The sequence below is a fragment of the Nonlabens sp. Ci31 genome, from assembly GCF_012974865.1.
Taxonomy (GTDB): Bacteria; Bacteroidota; Bacteroidia; order Flavobacteriales; family Flavobacteriaceae; genus Nonlabens.
The window spans coordinates 2,799,772-2,816,253 of sequence record NZ_CP043633.1 but is presented as its reverse complement, the minus strand read 5'-3'; the positions used below and the strand labels follow the sequence as shown (position 1 = coordinate 2,816,253).

13 protein-coding genes are annotated in these 16,482 nt (G+C 36.2%); 3 read left to right on the top strand and 10 right to left on the bottom strand.

All coding sequences use genetic code 11. The features are described from left to right. Positions 1-243: 243 nt before the first annotated feature. On the top strand, positions 244-3,120 hold the full coding sequence (locus tag F0365_RS12355; RefSeq protein WP_169933970.1) for a M16 family metallopeptidase: 2,877 nt from the start codon (positions 244-246) through the stop codon (positions 3,118-3,120). Positions 3,121-3,375: 255 nt separating this feature from the next. On the opposite strand, the gene F0365_RS12350 is transcribed toward F0365_RS12355, so the two are convergent. Then, entirely contained in the window at positions 3,376-3,558 is a 183-nt protein-coding gene (locus F0365_RS12350; protein WP_169933969.1) for a hypothetical protein, read from the bottom strand. A 276-nt stretch (positions 3,559-3,834) separates the two neighbouring features. Between F0365_RS12350 and fumC the strand changes: the two genes are divergently transcribed. Then, a complete protein-coding gene (gene fumC / locus F0365_RS12345; protein WP_169933968.1) occupies positions 3,835-5,229 on the top strand; it encodes a class II fumarate hydratase in 1,395 nt (464 codons plus the stop codon). A gap of 151 nt (positions 5,230-5,380) precedes the next feature. Here fumC and F0365_RS12340 read toward each other — a convergent pair whose 3' ends face one another. The 3 genes from F0365_RS12340 to F0365_RS12330 form a co-directional block, all read right to left on the bottom strand. Next, positions 5,381-6,208 (bottom strand): DUF4886 domain-containing protein, encoded by an 828-nt coding sequence (locus F0365_RS12340; protein ID WP_169933967.1) that lies wholly within the window; start codon positions 6,206-6,208, stop codon positions 5,381-5,383. A 46-nt stretch (positions 6,209-6,254) separates the two neighbouring features. Beyond that, entirely contained in the window at positions 6,255-7,412 is a 1,158-nt protein-coding gene (locus F0365_RS12335) for an integrase core domain-containing protein (RefSeq protein ID WP_169933966.1), read from the bottom strand. Between the two features lie 247 nt (positions 7,413-7,659). Continuing rightward, positions 7,660-8,484, bottom strand: coding sequence for a sugar-binding protein (locus F0365_RS12330; protein ID WP_169933965.1), 825 nt, complete (start codon positions 8,482-8,484; stop codon positions 7,660-7,662). Positions 8,485-8,830: 346 nt separating this feature from the next. Here F0365_RS12330 and F0365_RS12325 point away from each other — a divergent pair, with 346 nt between their 5' ends. After that, on the top strand, positions 8,831-9,337 hold the full coding sequence (locus F0365_RS12325) for a hypothetical protein (protein ID WP_169933964.1): 507 nt from the start codon (positions 8,831-8,833) through the stop codon (positions 9,335-9,337). A 199-nt stretch (positions 9,338-9,536) separates the two neighbouring features. Here F0365_RS12325 and F0365_RS12320 read toward each other — a convergent pair whose 3' ends face one another. From F0365_RS12320 to F0365_RS12295, 6 genes are all read right to left on the bottom strand, one after another. Next, positions 9,537-10,268, bottom strand: coding sequence for a type 1 glutamine amidotransferase domain-containing protein (locus tag F0365_RS12320; RefSeq protein ID WP_240961971.1), 732 nt, complete (start codon positions 10,266-10,268; stop codon positions 9,537-9,539). A gap of 88 nt (positions 10,269-10,356) precedes the next feature. Further along, the gene (locus F0365_RS12315; RefSeq protein ID WP_169934860.1) at positions 10,357-10,989 is read right to left on the bottom strand and encodes an NAD(P)H-dependent oxidoreductase; all 633 of its coding nucleotides are present in this window, start codon (positions 10,987-10,989) and stop codon (positions 10,357-10,359) included. A gap of 5 nt (positions 10,990-10,994) precedes the next feature. Next, positions 10,995-11,453, bottom strand: coding sequence for a MarR family winged helix-turn-helix transcriptional regulator (locus F0365_RS12310; protein ID WP_169933963.1), 459 nt, complete (start codon positions 11,451-11,453; stop codon positions 10,995-10,997). Positions 11,454-12,459: 1,006 nt separating this feature from the next. After that, positions 12,460-14,037, bottom strand: coding sequence for a PH domain-containing protein (locus F0365_RS12305; protein ID WP_169933962.1), 1,578 nt, complete (start codon positions 14,035-14,037; stop codon positions 12,460-12,462). Next, complete coding sequence (locus tag F0365_RS12300; RefSeq protein WP_240961648.1) at positions 14,030-14,539, bottom strand: PH domain-containing protein; 510 nt, start codon at positions 14,537-14,539, stop codon at positions 14,030-14,032. The genes F0365_RS12305 and F0365_RS12300 overlap by 8 nt, the downstream gene beginning before the upstream one ends. 458 nt (positions 14,540-14,997) lie before the next feature. Next, on the bottom strand, positions 14,998-16,446 hold the full coding sequence (locus tag F0365_RS12295; protein ID WP_169933961.1) for an L-serine ammonia-lyase: 1,449 nt from the start codon (positions 16,444-16,446) through the stop codon (positions 14,998-15,000). Positions 16,447-16,482: the final 36 nt, after the last annotated feature.

Genomic DNA, 16,482 nt, shown 5'->3' with positions numbered 1-16,482 from the left:
CGAACAGTCTTTAGCAAACCTAAAGTGCTCATAAGTAAACTTGATTTATAAGAATCCTTTATCTTAGGTATTAACATTATTTATCAAACAAAATTTGTATTTAAAATTGGCAACCTCTATCTTTCATTATTAACATTTAATCATGACACTAATTATGATTTTTAGATGTTTAAATAATTATAACTATTTCGCTTTCGCGAAAGCGAGAGTAAAAGAAATTTAAATAAACCAAAAATTCCGTCTATGAAAAAAGTATGGCTACCCTACTTGGGAGCACTAGCACTTATTATTGCTGCTTGTGGCCCTAAAGTAACGAACAACAATTCCACGACCTCACCTGTGGCACCTACTCCACCTGTTATAGAAGCACCTATGATGGCTGGAATGAATCAAGAAATCCCATCAGACCCAAGTGTTCGTATGGGAAAACTGTCTAACGGACTTACTTATTATGTCAAAAACAACGGGAAACCAGAGGACAAAGTAGAATTAAGACTTGCCGTAAATGCAGGATCGGTGCTTGAAGATGAGGATCAGCAAGGTCTTGCTCACTTTATGGAACACATGAATTTTAATGGGACTACTAATTTTAATAAAAATGAATTGGTAGATTACCTCCAAGGCATAGGCGTTAAATTTGGTGCTGATTTAAACGCCTACACTAGTTTTGATGAAACTGTTTATATTCTACCTATCCCGAGTGATGATCCTGAAAAACTGGAGCAAGGCTTTACCATTTTAGAAGATTGGGCTCATGGTGCAAATTTAGAAACAGACGCTATCAATGATGAGCGCGGCGTGGTACTGGAAGAGTCTCGTACCGGTAAAGGAGCCTCTGATCGTATGAATAAAATAACTATACCCGTACAGTTCTACAATTCAAAATATGCAGAGCGTCTTCCTATAGGAAAAGATGACATTCTTGATAATTTTAAACCCGAAGTATTGAAAAGGTTTTACAACGACTGGTACCGTCCAGATCTTATGGCTGTAGTAGCGGTAGGAGATCTAGACGTAGCCGTCATGGAACAAAAAATAAAAGATCACTTCGGTCCAATTCCTACACCTATAAATCCTAGAAAACGTCCCGTTATAGAGTTGCCCAATCATGATGATACTAAGGTAGCTATTGCTCAAGATAAGGAGGCGACATTTGCGAGTGTGAACATATCCTATAAAGATAAATCGGCTTCTTCACCTACACTTACCGTTGGAGATTACAGAGATGATTTAGTCAATGGATTGTTCTCTTTTATGATTAATAATAGATTACAAGAACTTACTCAAGAAGCAAACCCACCATTTATTTTTGGCTCTAGTAGTTATGGAGGTACGGTTGCTAGAAATAAGAACGCCTACTCTTCATTTGCAGGTAGTGCCCCAGACGGTCAACTAGCTGCTTTAAAAGCATTATTAGAGGAAAACCAACGAGTAAAGCTATATGGTTTTGGTCAGGCAGAGCTGGATCGTGCAAAGCAAGCTTATGGGTCTTTCTTCGAGTCTTATTACAAAGACAGAGATAAACTAGAAAGCGGTCGTATAGTAGGTCAGTATGTGCAGTCTTATTTTTCTGGAGCAACAGTTCCTAGTATTGAGTGGAATTATAACAAAACCATGGAGCTACTACCCGGAATTGATGTTGATGAAGTAAATGCAAAAATCAACGATTACATTCATGATGATAACCGTACAATCGTATTTACAGGACCTACAACAGATACGCCTCCGACTGAAACTCAAGTTTTAAAAGTAGTTAATGAAGTAGCCGCCTCAAAAGTAGACCCATATGAAGACACAGAAGTAAGAGAAAATCTTATCGAGAGCCTACCAGCTGCTGGATCAATCACTAAGACTACTACTAATGATCCAGTAGGAACCACTACCTATACATTGAGTAACGGTGCGACCGTTACAGTAAAGCCTACGGATTTTAAAAACGATGAGATCTTAATGAGTGCCTTTAGCTACGGTGGCACGAGCCTTTATAGCGATGAAGAGGCAAAGAAAACCAACCTTGCAAATGGAGGACTGACGCAAGCAGGCGTGGCAGGAATGACACAAACAGATATGTCTAAATTTATGACGGGTAAGTTAGTAGATGTTTCCCCAAGTGTAGGCTATCTGACAGAAACCTTTAGAGGTAGTGCGACTCCTAAAGACCTGGAAACCATGTTTCAACTAATACACCTCTACTTTACAGATTTGAATAAAGATGACGAAGCTTTTGCAAGTTTTATATCTAAACAAAAATCTTTTATAGGTCGTATGATGTCAGATCCCAACACCTACTTTAGTAATGAAATCAATAAAATAAGATATGGTTCTAGCCCTCGTTACACCGGTTTCCCTACAGTAGAAAAATATAATGAAGCAGACTATGACCTCGCTTATAAGCTATATAAAGAACGCTTTGCAGATGCGGGTGATTTTAATTTCTACTTGGTGGGAAATATAGATAAAGCACAAATAGAAGAGTTCTCTAAGAAATACATCGGCAGTCTTCCTGGGTTAAATTCTAATGAAAGCTTTAAAACTACGGACTGGAGAGAAGAGCAAGGAACTCGCAAGAAAGTAGTAAAAAAAGGAACAGACGATAAAAGTAGCGTGCGTATCACTTGGGCTTATGAAATCCCGAGCTACAGCGACAAAGAAAACCTGGCAGTAGATGCCTTAGGGGAAGCATTGACAATTAAAATCATTGAGACCCTGCGTGAAAAGGAAGGTGGCATCTATTCTGGTGGTGCACGAGGATCTTTAAGAAAGAATCCTTATCCAGCTTTAAGTTTTGGAATATCCTTTCCTTGCGGTCCAGATAATGTAGAAAAACTAGTAGATGCGACGATGAACGAGATCGACTATATCAAAGCAAATGGACCGTCTAAAAAAGACTTGAACAAAGTAAAAGAAGGTTATTTACTAGATTATAAAGAACGAGTAAAAACCAATCGTTACTGGTTAAGCGCTCTTGTAGATGCAGACGAAGAAAAGGAAGAGATCAATAAAGTTCTTGAATATGAAAATGCCGTTAATGCGCTAACTGCAAAAGATATTCAGAATGCCGCAAACAAATACCTGACAAAAGACTATTTCTTAGCGATCTTAAAACCAGAAGATAAATAAAAAGTAATAGTATTTACCATTTGAACTATGGGTAAAACCAAATACATTAAAATCCCTTTTCATTAAATTGAAAAGGGATTTTTTAATTTGATATTCTTTTAAACGAGTTCTCCTTTAGAAACTACTGCTTTGATAAATATAAGGGATTACCAACAAGTCATGACAAAAAAAGCGCATCCTATTTTTCTAAAATTAAGCCACAAAAAAACCGTCTAGCACAGCGAGACGGTTTTTGATTTATCGTATATCAATTCTTTATAAAGAATTGTTTGCTTCTTGTTTTTTAAGCTTTGCTTCTTTTTTTAATTTTCTTTTTTCTAATAAGGAACCAGTTATCCAGTATGGTATGATAGCAGTCAAGAAAATCATTAGCCAAAATCCTAAAGTAAGAATTCCTAAAAATGCTAAAAAGCCTAAGTATTGATCAAAATCGAACATTGTCTCTCTTTATTTGTTGCAAAGATAAAGACTACAACTTAAAAATTCCAAGACTCTGAGGCATTTATTAACAAAAAACTGTTTATAAGACTGGTTTTGCTCTTCATCATCTGTCACTCGTTAGGATTTCATTGCATGATCTCGCTTTTGCCCTGAGCTAGCCATGGATAATCTCTTGCTGTACCTGCCAATACCTCTATCCTATCTTGTTATAATTATCCATAATCAGACGATTAAACAAACTGCAGGTTTTATATTTGTTAAAAATTCAACCACATGGAATACAGAATAGAAAAAGATACGATGGGGAACGTAGAAGTTCCAGCAGATAAGCTTTGGGGAGCGCAAACACAGCGCTCCCGTATGAATTTTAAAATAGGAGCTCCTGGCAGTATGCCGCTAGAAATCATTTATGGATTTGCTTATTTAAAGAAAGCTGCTGCGTATACCAACTGTGACCTAGGAATTCTTGTAGAAGAAAAACGCGACTTAATTGCTCAAGTTTGTGATGAAATATTAGATGGAAAACACGACGATCAATTTCCATTGGTGATCTGGCAGACAGGTTCTGGAACACAATCTAATATGAATGTGAATGAGGTGATCGCTAACCGTGCGCAGCAGCTTGCTGGCAAGACAGTAGGTGAAGGTGAAAAGACCATACAGCCTAATGATGACGTGAATAAATCACAATCTTCTAACGATACCTTTCCTACTGGAATGCATATCGCTTGTTATAAAAAAGTAGTAGAAAATACCATTCCAGGGATTAAGCAACTGCGCAATACATTGCATAATAAGTCTATTGAATTTACAGACATTGTAAAAATAGGTCGTACCCACTTGATGGATGCAACACCTCTTACTTTAGGACAAGAATTCTCTGGTTATGTGTCGCAACTGGATTTTGGAATCATCGCTTTAGAGAATACACTTGCTCACTTGAGTCAACTTGCTTTGGGCGGAACTGCTGTAGGAACTGGACTCAATACGCCTAAAGGTTATGACGTAAAAGTAGCAGATTACATCGCACATTTTACCGAATTGCCATTTAAAACAGCCGATAATAAATTTGAAGCTTTGGCGGCTCATGACGCTCTAGTAGAAACTCATGGTGCTTTAAAGCAAGTAGCGGTTTCCTTAAACAAAATCGCTCACGATATTAGAATGCTCGCTAGTGGTCCACGCAGCGGTATAGGTGAATTGATCATTCCTGCAAACGAGCCTGGTAGTTCTATCATGCCCGGAAAAGTAAATCCCACACAAGCAGAAGCCATTACTATGGTATGTGCACGAGTGATAGGTAATGACACAACAGTTACTGTGGGTGGCATGCAAGGACATTTTGAACTCAACGTATTTAAGCCAGTTATGGCTGCAGCTGTATTGGAAAGTGCGCAGTTGATAGGAGACGCTTGTAGAAGTTTTGATGAAAATTGCGCCGTAGGAATTGAGCCTAACAAGGCAACCATCAAATCCTTACTCGACAATTCTTTAATGCTTGTAACCGCCTTAAATACTAAAATAGGCTATTATAAAGCTGCCGAAATCGCAAATAAAGCACATGAAGAAGGTACCACGCTTAAAGCTGCTGCCCTATCCTTAGAATACGTCACCTCAGAAGAATTTGACGAATGGGTAAAACCTGAAGACATGGTAGGTCATCGATAAGATAGTGTTGCACAATAACGTGATGTGTATGGTTAGTTGCGTGGTTAAGCAACTAAATTAGTAAATAAATCACAGATAGAATATTCAGCAGGAATGTTCGTAAGTCGGCAGTGACCAAGCAATTAATTATACACGGTGTTACCTGTAGTTTTTATTTCGCTACTTTCTTTAATAATTCCGCTGTTTTTGGTTCGATTTCTCCAATATATTTCAATTCTGATGCTTTTTTATTAGTCAGCATTTGATAGAAAATACAAGCATTTAAAAAGGAACCGTAAGCATTTGGATGAATATCATCATCGTATAGTTCAATTTCTATGTGTTTGGTCAGAATTTCGTAGAATTTTGTTCCATTATCCGATTTCTTGATTCCATTTTTTTCTGCTACCAAATGATAAGATTCGTTAATCAATTTAATTTCTTGTTCTAAATTCTCAATTGTTGGTGAGCAACACGTGCCTTTTTCAATTGATTTGTCAATCATTCTTGATGAGTAGCAATATTGCTTTGGATATTCTTTTTTTGAAGGCCAAGTATTGAACAATATGAATTCGCAATTTGGATTGTTCACTAATTTTTTAATATCTGAAACAGCTTTATTTACTTTTATCTCTCGATTTTCAGGGATTAAAAGACTAACTGTTCCAGTCTGTAAAATGATAATATCCCAATTTTTTTCGGCTATTTTTATTTCAGTCTCTGTGGTTTCTCCTAGTTCTTTTTCTCTTGTTTTAATTCCGTTTTCTGTTCTTGAAGTAATTATGTCCGATAAATGACCAGATAATGATTGACCAGGAAATGTACTTTGGTCAATTTTAATATTTGGATGAGTTTCATTCAGCATCATTTGAAGTGTTTGTGGCATATCATAAAAATAGGTCAGACTATTTCCAATGAACAGCACATTCAATTCTTCGGATGATTGTGATTTACAATTAGTAATTGCAAAAGCTAAAATGATTAGTAAAATGTTTCTCATAAATGTGCGTTAAGGGACATAGTTTACACAAGTTAAAGATCACACTTTACACTAAATTTTGACTAAGCCTTATTGATGTTTGTTTATTTCTGATGTTCATATCATCAAAGTAACCTAAAAATACATTATAATAATATATGCTCCAAATGCCATTTCCTAATTCCTCAACCCCCACATATTTTCCTTTAAGAGCTATTGTTAAATAGACCCAATGTTTAGACTTCCATCTCACCGCACCATTTTGTGTCACTTTCATTATTTTAAATTTAGAATTATAATCAAATAGTTTAATTCTTTCAGTAAACGGACGTGTAGAAAACAGATGCACAGAAGCGGGTGTTTCCATGTCTAAAGCTTCATGTGGACGTATGTGGTTATATTCTTTTACAAAGTGATTTAAGCGCCTTTGTTGCGCTTTTAAATCATAAGCTGACGGCTTCGCACAATCCGCCTTTAAATCACGATGCATTCGTTCATGTCTTCCATTTTGTTCTGGGTGTCCTGGGTCGGAAAAAACAGGCATAATTCCGAGTTCAATAAACCAATAAGATAGTTGGGTAAATCTCTGAATTGCCCTTACAGATCCAAATGGGCTTCCGTTATCTGTGTGTATTTGTTTTGGTATACCATATGTTCTAAAAACCTTTGTAAAATCTGCTTTAGCGTTCTTTAGAGTTTCTTTATAATGTCCTTTTGCAGAGAATATAAATCTACTTTTTGAGTCCGCAATTGTGAGTGGATGACAATAGATTTTATTACCCATTAAGAACTTTCCTTTGTAATCAGCACTCCATACCTCATTACAGTGTTGCGGGTCAAAAATAAAGAAGAGAGGCTTGACTCTTTTACAGCGTTTTTGAGGTATAACAAAACCGTTTTTAGATAATATATTGTGAACGGTAACCACACTTGGGATATCGTCTTCAATACAAACGTTAAACAACAATTTTCTTATTTTTTTTGCTCCCCAGTGTTTGTGTTTTTCTTTGAGTTTTAGAATATTTTTCAAGACGTCTTCCTTAGTCCTATTGGGATGTATTTGAGGTGCTTTCGAATGCTCTTTTAAGCCTTCAATTCCGTCTTTTTCAAACCTAGAAATGAGTTTGTATGCAGTGGGTCGAGAAATTTTAAATGCCTTGCATAATTCTGTAATCGAATACTTTTGAGTTCTCCATTCACAGATGAATTCTACTTTTTGTTCCATAGTTGTCGTTTCTTTCCAAGGCATAATTTCTGATTTTACTCAGTAAATTAGTCTTTAAAAAGTGTAAACGATGTCCCTTTAACTTTGTAAAGGATGTCCCTTTACCGTACCAAATTACAGGTAACAGATGTGCAAACATAACCTGACTTCCAAAATTCGGGAACGATGACTTTATTTCCATGATAAGGATAAAGCCACTTCAAGATGAAGTGGCTTTTTTATAGGAGCAATTTTAAAATTATATTGCTTACTCTACAAACAATAAGCTGCCAAAGACAGCAGCATTAGTGTAGCCTTCATCATTATTAATTCCGTGATTCTTCTTGGAGCCCATAAAGTTCTCTCTTCTGTTAGTACCATCATTATCTCCATAGCCTATAGAAAAACCGATGCGTTTATTTTTTAAAATTAGAACCGGTATGTTTTCAGATGAGTTCTCATCAAATTGTCGATCATAAAGTTGGATAGCCATTTCCCAAAGATGCTTGTTTCCGTCCTGCGACCTGACAACTTGGATATGCTCATCTAAAAAAATAGTTTCTTCAGAAGTGCTTTTATCAATAGCATGTCCTTCAGTAGAGACATGATAAGCAAAAGCTTGGTGATGGAACTTATGATTTCCGCCGGATTGATCTTCATCAATAAAGACCTCTACATAATCCCCTTTCCAATAGTTTTCTATACCATTTTTAAGCGTTGGGTTTAAATAATCATCTGTAATTTCCACTAGTACATAAACGTAATTTACATCCCAGCTAAGCTTAAAACGACCTTGATAATCTGACTTAGTGGGTTTTTCACCCAACCATAAATAGTTCATAGAATACCAATCTACGTCAGCCCAAATAGCCTCTTTGCTACACCCATCAATTTGGATTGTTGCAGTTGCTTTTTTTGCTTCAAATACGCCATCAGGTATAGACAGAGTAGCAGCATCTTCTGAACCAGATGAACAGGAAACTGACGTGGGAGAAGATTCTTGGTTGCCAGTATTTTTTGTCACACAGCTCACCAAGAATAAAAGAATCAGGACGCCTATAAATGCTGTGGAGTTTAAGTTCTTATTCTTCATCGTATGCGTCCTTATTTTATTTACTAAAGTAGCATATAATGCTATAATAGCAAGACCAAGATAAATGAGTTTATTTTCATACTACCAGAGCTAAGCTTACTGCATGACTTTGGATATTGAAATTTATATACCTCATGTACTATGTTGGAGCCTGTAGAAGTTAGAGTTAAGAACTAGAGGTTCTTTTACTTTTATAGTTGTCCTTTATAGTAGCTAAAGGCATAGAGCTAAAAAGAGACAAGTTTTGGAAAATTGATCTTAAAAATACTTAGCTATTATCAGATTGAGCTTTAGTCAAAAATAGAATTCACTTATCTTTGAGATTGCTTTAATTAAATACCCTACAATGAAGTCTTTTTTATGTTTTTCTATTTTAATTTTATCACTTAATGCTTACTCTCAAAATGGATTTGAATCTTGGGATAAAAATTATAAACTTGTTGATATAAGAGAATTAATAAATGCTGAATTTGAATATGCTAAAAAGGTAGAAGCTGACACAGCTGAAGCTCAATATTATGTAGCAATGAACACTTTTAGGTTTATAGCTGAATTTACTGGAGAACAAAGAAAAGTCAGTGATGAAACAATTGGTTCATCAAAAAATGTTTTCAAGTTAAAAACAGGAAATAGTGATATTTTAAATGATCTGGTACATGTGGAATATAAATTTATAGTAATTGACATACCCCTGTGGATTTCTATTCAAAAACAACTAGAAAATCCTTTTAAAGAAGAGGTTAAAGTAGGTGGGGAAGTACTCCTTTACACATTATTTACCAACGAGCACACCTACAAGGGCCAAATAATCAACACTTTTATAATTTCCGAATTCACTACTACTTGGAAGTGACCAACTCCATATAAAAGAGTCTTAATAACCACAGCCACCCTACTCTTTTCATACCTATTCCTGCCTATATAAAAGAGACTAATTACTAAGTTAAAGGAAAGGAACTAGGGAGGTCTTCTTTTTAAAACCGTTTAAAAACCATAAAAAAAAGCCCAAACCATAAAAGGTTTGAGCTTACTTAGTAATCAATCAGATGCAATTATTGAATCGCAGCAAATAGCTTTTCTGCAACTAATATGGAAGATGCAGGATTTTGTCCTGTGATCAAATTACCGTCTTGCAACGCATACGCTGACCAGTCAGCTCCTTTGGAATAAATACCTCCATTTTCTTTAAGCATGTCTTCTACTAGAAATGGTACCACATCAGTAAGTTGCACAGCATCTTCTTCTGTATTGGTAAATCCAGTTACTTTCTTTCCTTTCACTAATGGATTGCCATCAGTTCCCTTAACACTTTTCAATGCTGCTGGAGCGTGGCATACAAACCCTACTGGCTTTTCTTGACTGTTAAAAGTCTCGATAAGCTTGATAGATGTTGCATCATTAGCTAGATCCCATAAAGGTCCGTGGCCACCAGGATAAAATACCGCGTCATAATCTGCAGCATTGACATCTGCTAGTTGGTGAGTGGTGTTGATGAGCTCTTGAGCTTCTTCGTCTTTATCAAATCTCTTTGTAAATTCTGTAGCTGCATCTGGAGAATCACTACTTGGATCTATAGGTGCTTTACCTCCTTTAGGCGTTGCTAAAGTAATTTCCACTCCTTTATCTTTTAAAGTATAATAAGGGCCAGCAAATTCTTCTACCCAAAATCCTGTTTTTTTACCAGTGTCTCCTAGTTGATCGTGCGATGTTAATACAAATAAAACTTTCATATTCTTTTCTTTTTTAAGGTTACTACTATTATTTAAATTGGCATCTTTTGCCATTTCTTTTTGATCTATACAACCTATTACTGCAACAAGTGCAAAAACAAGGGCTGTAAATTTTATTTTTTTCAATGTACTCATTTTTAGGTTAGTCTATGGTCGTAACCATATTTTCGGTACTCTTTCTTACTTTCTCTAGGTTAACCAACCAGTCTTCTGATGGTTTTCTATAGCCTATAGGCAGTAAAACGGTAGATCTCAGTCCTTTTTCTCTAAGACCTAAAATTTCATCCACAGCGTCAGCATCAAAACCTTCCATAGGTGTAGCATCTACTTCCTCAAAAGCAGCAGCAATTAAGGCATGTGAAAAAGCGATATAGGCCTGCTTAGCCGCATGATTGAAGTTTACTTCTGCATCTTGATTTGGGTACGTGCTTAAGAGCTGCTGACGGTAATTTTCCCAACCTTCATTTTTAAAACCACGTATTTCATTAGTCAAGTCAAACATATAGTTGATACGGTCTTCCGTATAGTTATCCCAAGCTGCAAACACTAGTAAATGAGAACAGTCGGTGACCGTAGACTGGTTCCAAGCAACTGGTTTGATTTTCTCTTTTACCTCTTGATTCGTCACGACATAAATTTCAAAAGGTTGTAAACCACTTGAAGTCGCAGCAAGCCTAGCTGCCTCTAATATTCTTTCCATTTTTTCTTGTGGTACTTTTTCACCGCTCATTGCCTTTGCTGCATAGCGCCATTCTAATCTCTCTAATAATTCCATTTCTTTTAATGATTTTGTTTTTGCTCTCCCAGTATTCCTATCCATTCTTCAAGAAGTTCTTTTAAATTGATAATATCTGGTAATTCTATAGTTGCGGTAAGCAATGTTTGTAATAATTTTTCTGGTATGGGACTCGCTTCTTTTTTAAGTTCCTTTCCTTTATTGGTAAGTTGAATAATCACACTTCGCTCATCATTCTTACAACGGTGACGCTCTATGAGATTGGACTGCTGCATTCGTTTCAATAAGGGAGAAACCGTATTGGTATTAAGGAGTAATTTCTCTGTAATTTGATTAACCGTTACTTCATCCTTTTCCCACAGGACCAATAGCACGAGGTATTGGGGATAGGTAATACCCATTTTATCGAGATAGGGCTTGTAAGATTTGGTCAATAATCTAGAAACCGAATAAATCGGAAAGCACACCTGACTGCTCAATTTTAGTTGTTCTTCCTTATTCATATGCTATTTATATCGTGTACGATACAAATGTATGACATAGGATCACTATCTAAAGAATTTAAAGTGTTTAATAAATGTGAAAGTTTTAGATCATCGATACATTTGTTGTCGGTGATGTCCCTATTGGGTTGTAGAATGTACCATTGTCTTGTGTCAACTCATAGAATCAAGTTCATGATCAACTTCTTTTGCAAAAAGAAAAAGAAAGCAGCATTACATACTCCCGTTACATCATGAAAGCAACTTCCTTTAAAAAATACATTCCAATCAAATAGTTCTAATATTTACGCAACCTTTTATAAAAACCAGTATCTTTTATAAAATCAAAATCTCCTTACTTTTAATTTTAAGTTTTCTTATTTCTTCTTGCTATATAAATGCTCAGGAAACTTCAAGCCTATTTAAAATTGGGTTTTCTAGCAGTATCGAAAAAAATAAAAGTGATGAATACATAGATTTTGGTGGTGTAGGTCAGCATGCTGCCGACTATGATAAAGCCAATTATAATATAGGATTGAGCTTCGAATACAAAATGGAAAATAATTTTGCTCTTACTACAGGATTAAATTACTCCAACAAAGACTTTACTGGTGTATTTTCTTAAGCGTTTTGCGATTTCATCGGACCTATTTTTCCAGAAACAATTGAATTTAGATATATAGAAGTACCTATTCTTACGAGGTATTACATTTTAAAAAGTAAACTGAGTCCTTATATAGAGGCTGGTTTAAATAATCAATTTACACTCAAAAATTACCAATTAGACAGTATCTATACCCTTGGTATAAAGGCAGGTATAGGTATATAATACCGTATAGACAAAAGGTTTTCTATACAATTAGGCGCCAACTATAACCGTTCTAATCTTAGTTTTCAAAATGGTAAAGACTACAGGCTAAAGTCATGGGCTTATGGCAAAACGGCCTTTATTAATTTATAAAATAGGGAGCTTAAGACTCCTAAATATTGGTAAGCAATTATTGTAGTAATGATGACTTAACTCTCATCACATCCACTTCTCTTCACTGCAAATCACTTCGTTATTGATCGCGTTGATCAATTTGTTTAAAGCACTTTCCTTGAGGTATCTCAAACCTCTTGTTCCTGCTGCTGTGTGAAGTCTAAAATGAGCTTCTTTTCTGCGTTTTAAAAAAACACTGCGCCATTTTTCTACTGCTTGAGTTTTAAAAACTGGTGAAATAATGGTTTGTGGAAAAATCCATCCTTTTTTGAAAACTACAAAATCATCGTCTCGTATGACTTTGCTATTCTTCCCATACATAAAGGCGGCAAATACTAAAAAGAATGAAATAGCAATAACCAGCACCACTCCCGCGTACTCTTCAAAATAAATAGCAGCACCTATTAAAGGTATCGCAAAAACAGAACTAATATAAAAACGCAATCGCGCGTGAGAATAAGGGTTGCAATGCAATTCCTGCTCCGTTTCTTCTACCGGTTGTTTAAATATTAAATGTTGCAATAAAACTCTATGTACTTCTTTACAAGCTGGTACGGAGACACTACCTAACTTATTATCGGTTGATTGTGCCTGAAAGATCTGAGCCGTTTGAAATCCTAATAACTTCCTTAATGGATTGGAATGAAATTCCAAAATCTGGACTTTACTTAATGGTATTTTGATTTCCTTCTTATTAAACAACCCCATTTTTACTTCGAGATCAGTGCCTTTTTTAACAATACTAAAATCCCAATATTTATTGATGGCTAATAGCATGCTGATCACAACAGAGAAAAACAAAAAGGAAATCACAGCGGCAAAAGCAAGTCCTAAGCTGGTTCCTGAAATAACATTTTCAAAAGAGAACTGCTGCAGCCATTCTTCGAAATATTCTTCTACTAAATCTTTTATTTTATACCAACTACCAAAAGCAACTCCTATGGCTAGACCAGCACTTTTTAAATGGTTCTGAGTAATTCCCACTTTTAAAATATCAATAATACCCAATTGGAGAATCATTGTTTCTGTGGTGTCTTCGACTGCTTTTTTAGAAGTTTTTGCCTTTGATACAGCTGTGTTTTCTCCTGTTTCAACCTCTAAATTGTTTCCAGAAGCATCTTGTGTAGTAAAGCTTTCATTTGTAGCTGTTTCACTAACTCCCTCCACAATCTCCTCTTTGCGTTCTTGCAGCAAATCTTTGAATTGGCTAGCAAATGCTCTTTCTAATCCTGGAATTTCCAGTTCCTTAGCTTTAGAACCTGCGGTATCTACTTCTAGAGAGACAATTCCTAGAATACGTTGCACCACATTTTGATTGATATTAATAGACTGTATGCGTTCTAAAGGAATGGCTTTTCGTTCCTTTTGAAGCAATCCTTTTTGAATAATTAACTCATCATCTTCTATATGGAAAGTGAAATAAATGTATTTAACAACAGGGGACAAGAGTGATAGGACCGCAATAAAAGCGATAAAAGCAGTCATGTACCAACCGTATTCTCCCATGGACTTCGTTCCTATGGCGGCAAACAGAAAATAAAGAATTAAACCTTTAATACTTTTAAACAGGTAAAATATAATGATCTTTTTGCTCTGTCGTTGTGGTGTAGATAAATCAAGCATGCACCGACAGTTTTCCAGAAATATAATCCTTTAATTTTGCTGCATCCTGAGGATCGAGGCCGCTTATACTCAAATCGCTGGCACTTCCTCCTGCGGTAAATATGTCCAACTCACAAAGTTTAAATAAGCGGTCTACAGGTCCGTGATTGATTTCTGTATGTTGAATTCTATTAAAAGGAACGGTCGTCTGACTGTGGAATAACCAACCTTTTTTATAGGTAATGTCGTGTTCTCTCAACACATAACCTCTTACAAAATACTCCTTATAAGCTAAAAAAACGCTTGCTAAAAATAAGAATAGCCATGCCCCGAGTGCTACTTTCCACAACCATGCTTTATCCTCCATAAGGAAATACAACACCACTACACCCACCAGCAAGGGGATAAAAAAGATCACTTTAGAGATCAGTTTTTTGTTTAAAAATCTTTTTGGATGTTTTTTGAAATCGGCTTCTTCTATGTTAGGTAATCCGTCAGCGAGGATTTGTTCGTTTGTCATCATGCTTTGTTAGTGTATAAATGTAATAATACTTACGCTTTCGCGAAAGCATAATCTAGATAAACATCTTCCACCTTTTCATTTTTTTTACAAGACATTTACCTGTGAGATAAATACATACGTAGGGTATCAATCCGTTTTTTATTTCCGTATTTTATTGCGGTCTAGTGATACGCAATTTGTGTAGCAACTCTGTAAGCCTTTTGGTTGCTCTTGGAGCATTGCTGAAATCGTCGCCAACTTGTTCTTTAAAAAAGGAAATGCTATTACACTGTTCTTTTAAAGTCATGATAGCCGTTGGCCATTGGTCAACTCAACTTAAATATTTATTTTTAGATTGAATAAGCATTTCGAGCCCAGTTGGTATATAATTAATAACAAGGGTGTTTTTAAAAAAGATCTAGACGTACGCTCGACCAAGCATTGTGAATTTTGATTTATTTAAAGCGATTAAATAGTATTTAGCAATCAGAGAGTGCCACATTAACAGCAAGTCCGCCTTCACTGGTTTCTTTGTATTTAGTATTCATGTCTAGTGCGGTTTGCCACATGGTTTCTATCACTTTATCTAATGGGACTTTGGCATTTTTAGCATCGGTATCCAGTGCCATTTCACAGGCGTTAATCGCTTTAATAGCACCCATTGCGTTGCGCTCGATACAAGGAATTTGCACCAATCCCCCTATAGGGTCACAAGTCAATCCCAAGTGATGTTCCATTGCGATCTCACTAGCTATAAGAACTTGGGCTGGTGTTCCACCCATAAGCTCTGTTAATGCGCCAGCAGCCATGGCACTGCTCACTCCTATTTCTGCTTGACAACCGCCCATTGCAGCACTGATCGTTGCTCCTTTTTTGAAAAGGGCTCCTATTTCTCCTGCAACCAATAAAAATTTCTTGATGTCTTCAAAGTTGGCATCGTGATTTTCAATGGTCATATAGTACATCATTACGGCAGGGATTACTCCTGCACTACCATTTGTAGGTGCCGTAACTACACGACCTAAAGAAGCATTTACTTCGTTAACCGCCAGTGCATAGCAAGAAACCCATTTGAGAATTTCTCTAAATTTCACCTCGGTATCTCGTATAGCTTCGACCCACTCTTCTTTATTGGAATAGGGTTTTCCCTTTTGCAAACGCTCATGTGTATCAAAAGCCCTTCTGCGTACATTAAGGCCGCCTGGAAGTATGCCTTCTGTATGACAACCGGTGTACATAGAATCCAACATCACATCCCAAATTTTACGAAATAGCTCATCTATCTCTTCTGGGCTCCGAAGGTATTCTTCATTTTGCAGAACAACCTGTGAAACTGACATTTGATCCCGTTCACAATAAGCGAGTAGTTCACTTGCCTTTTCAATAGGTCTTGGGAAACACTCAAACAGCGCTACTTGTTTTGCAGATCTTTTGCGCTCTTTTTGTACAAAAAAGCCGCCACCTATACTGTAATAGGTTTCAAAAACAACCTTATCATCATTTAAGATGGCTTTAAAACGAAATCCGTTGGGATGGAAAGGAAGAAAATTACGATGGAAATGAATCTGTGTTTTGGGATCGAAGGAAATCAAATGAACCCCATCCAATTGCAATAACTTTTGATTGGTAATATAATCTATAATTTCAGGGATTTCATCGATTGCACAAGTCTCCGGATCTGCATTAGTTAGTCCTAAAATACAAGCGAGATCTGTAGCATGACCCTTACCCGTTAATGATAAGGAGCCGTAAAGATCTACCTCGATGGATTTTACCAATTCCAATCTGTTTTTGTCTTTTAGTTTTGCTAAAAAATGACGCGCCGCACGCCATGGGCCTAAAGTGTGAGAACTGGAAGGACCAACACCTATTTTAAGCATGTCAAACACGCTGATGGCTTCAATTTTAGCTGGAGAATTTTGTGTCATTATTATACCAAATTTGCGCAGTAAAAGTAAACATAA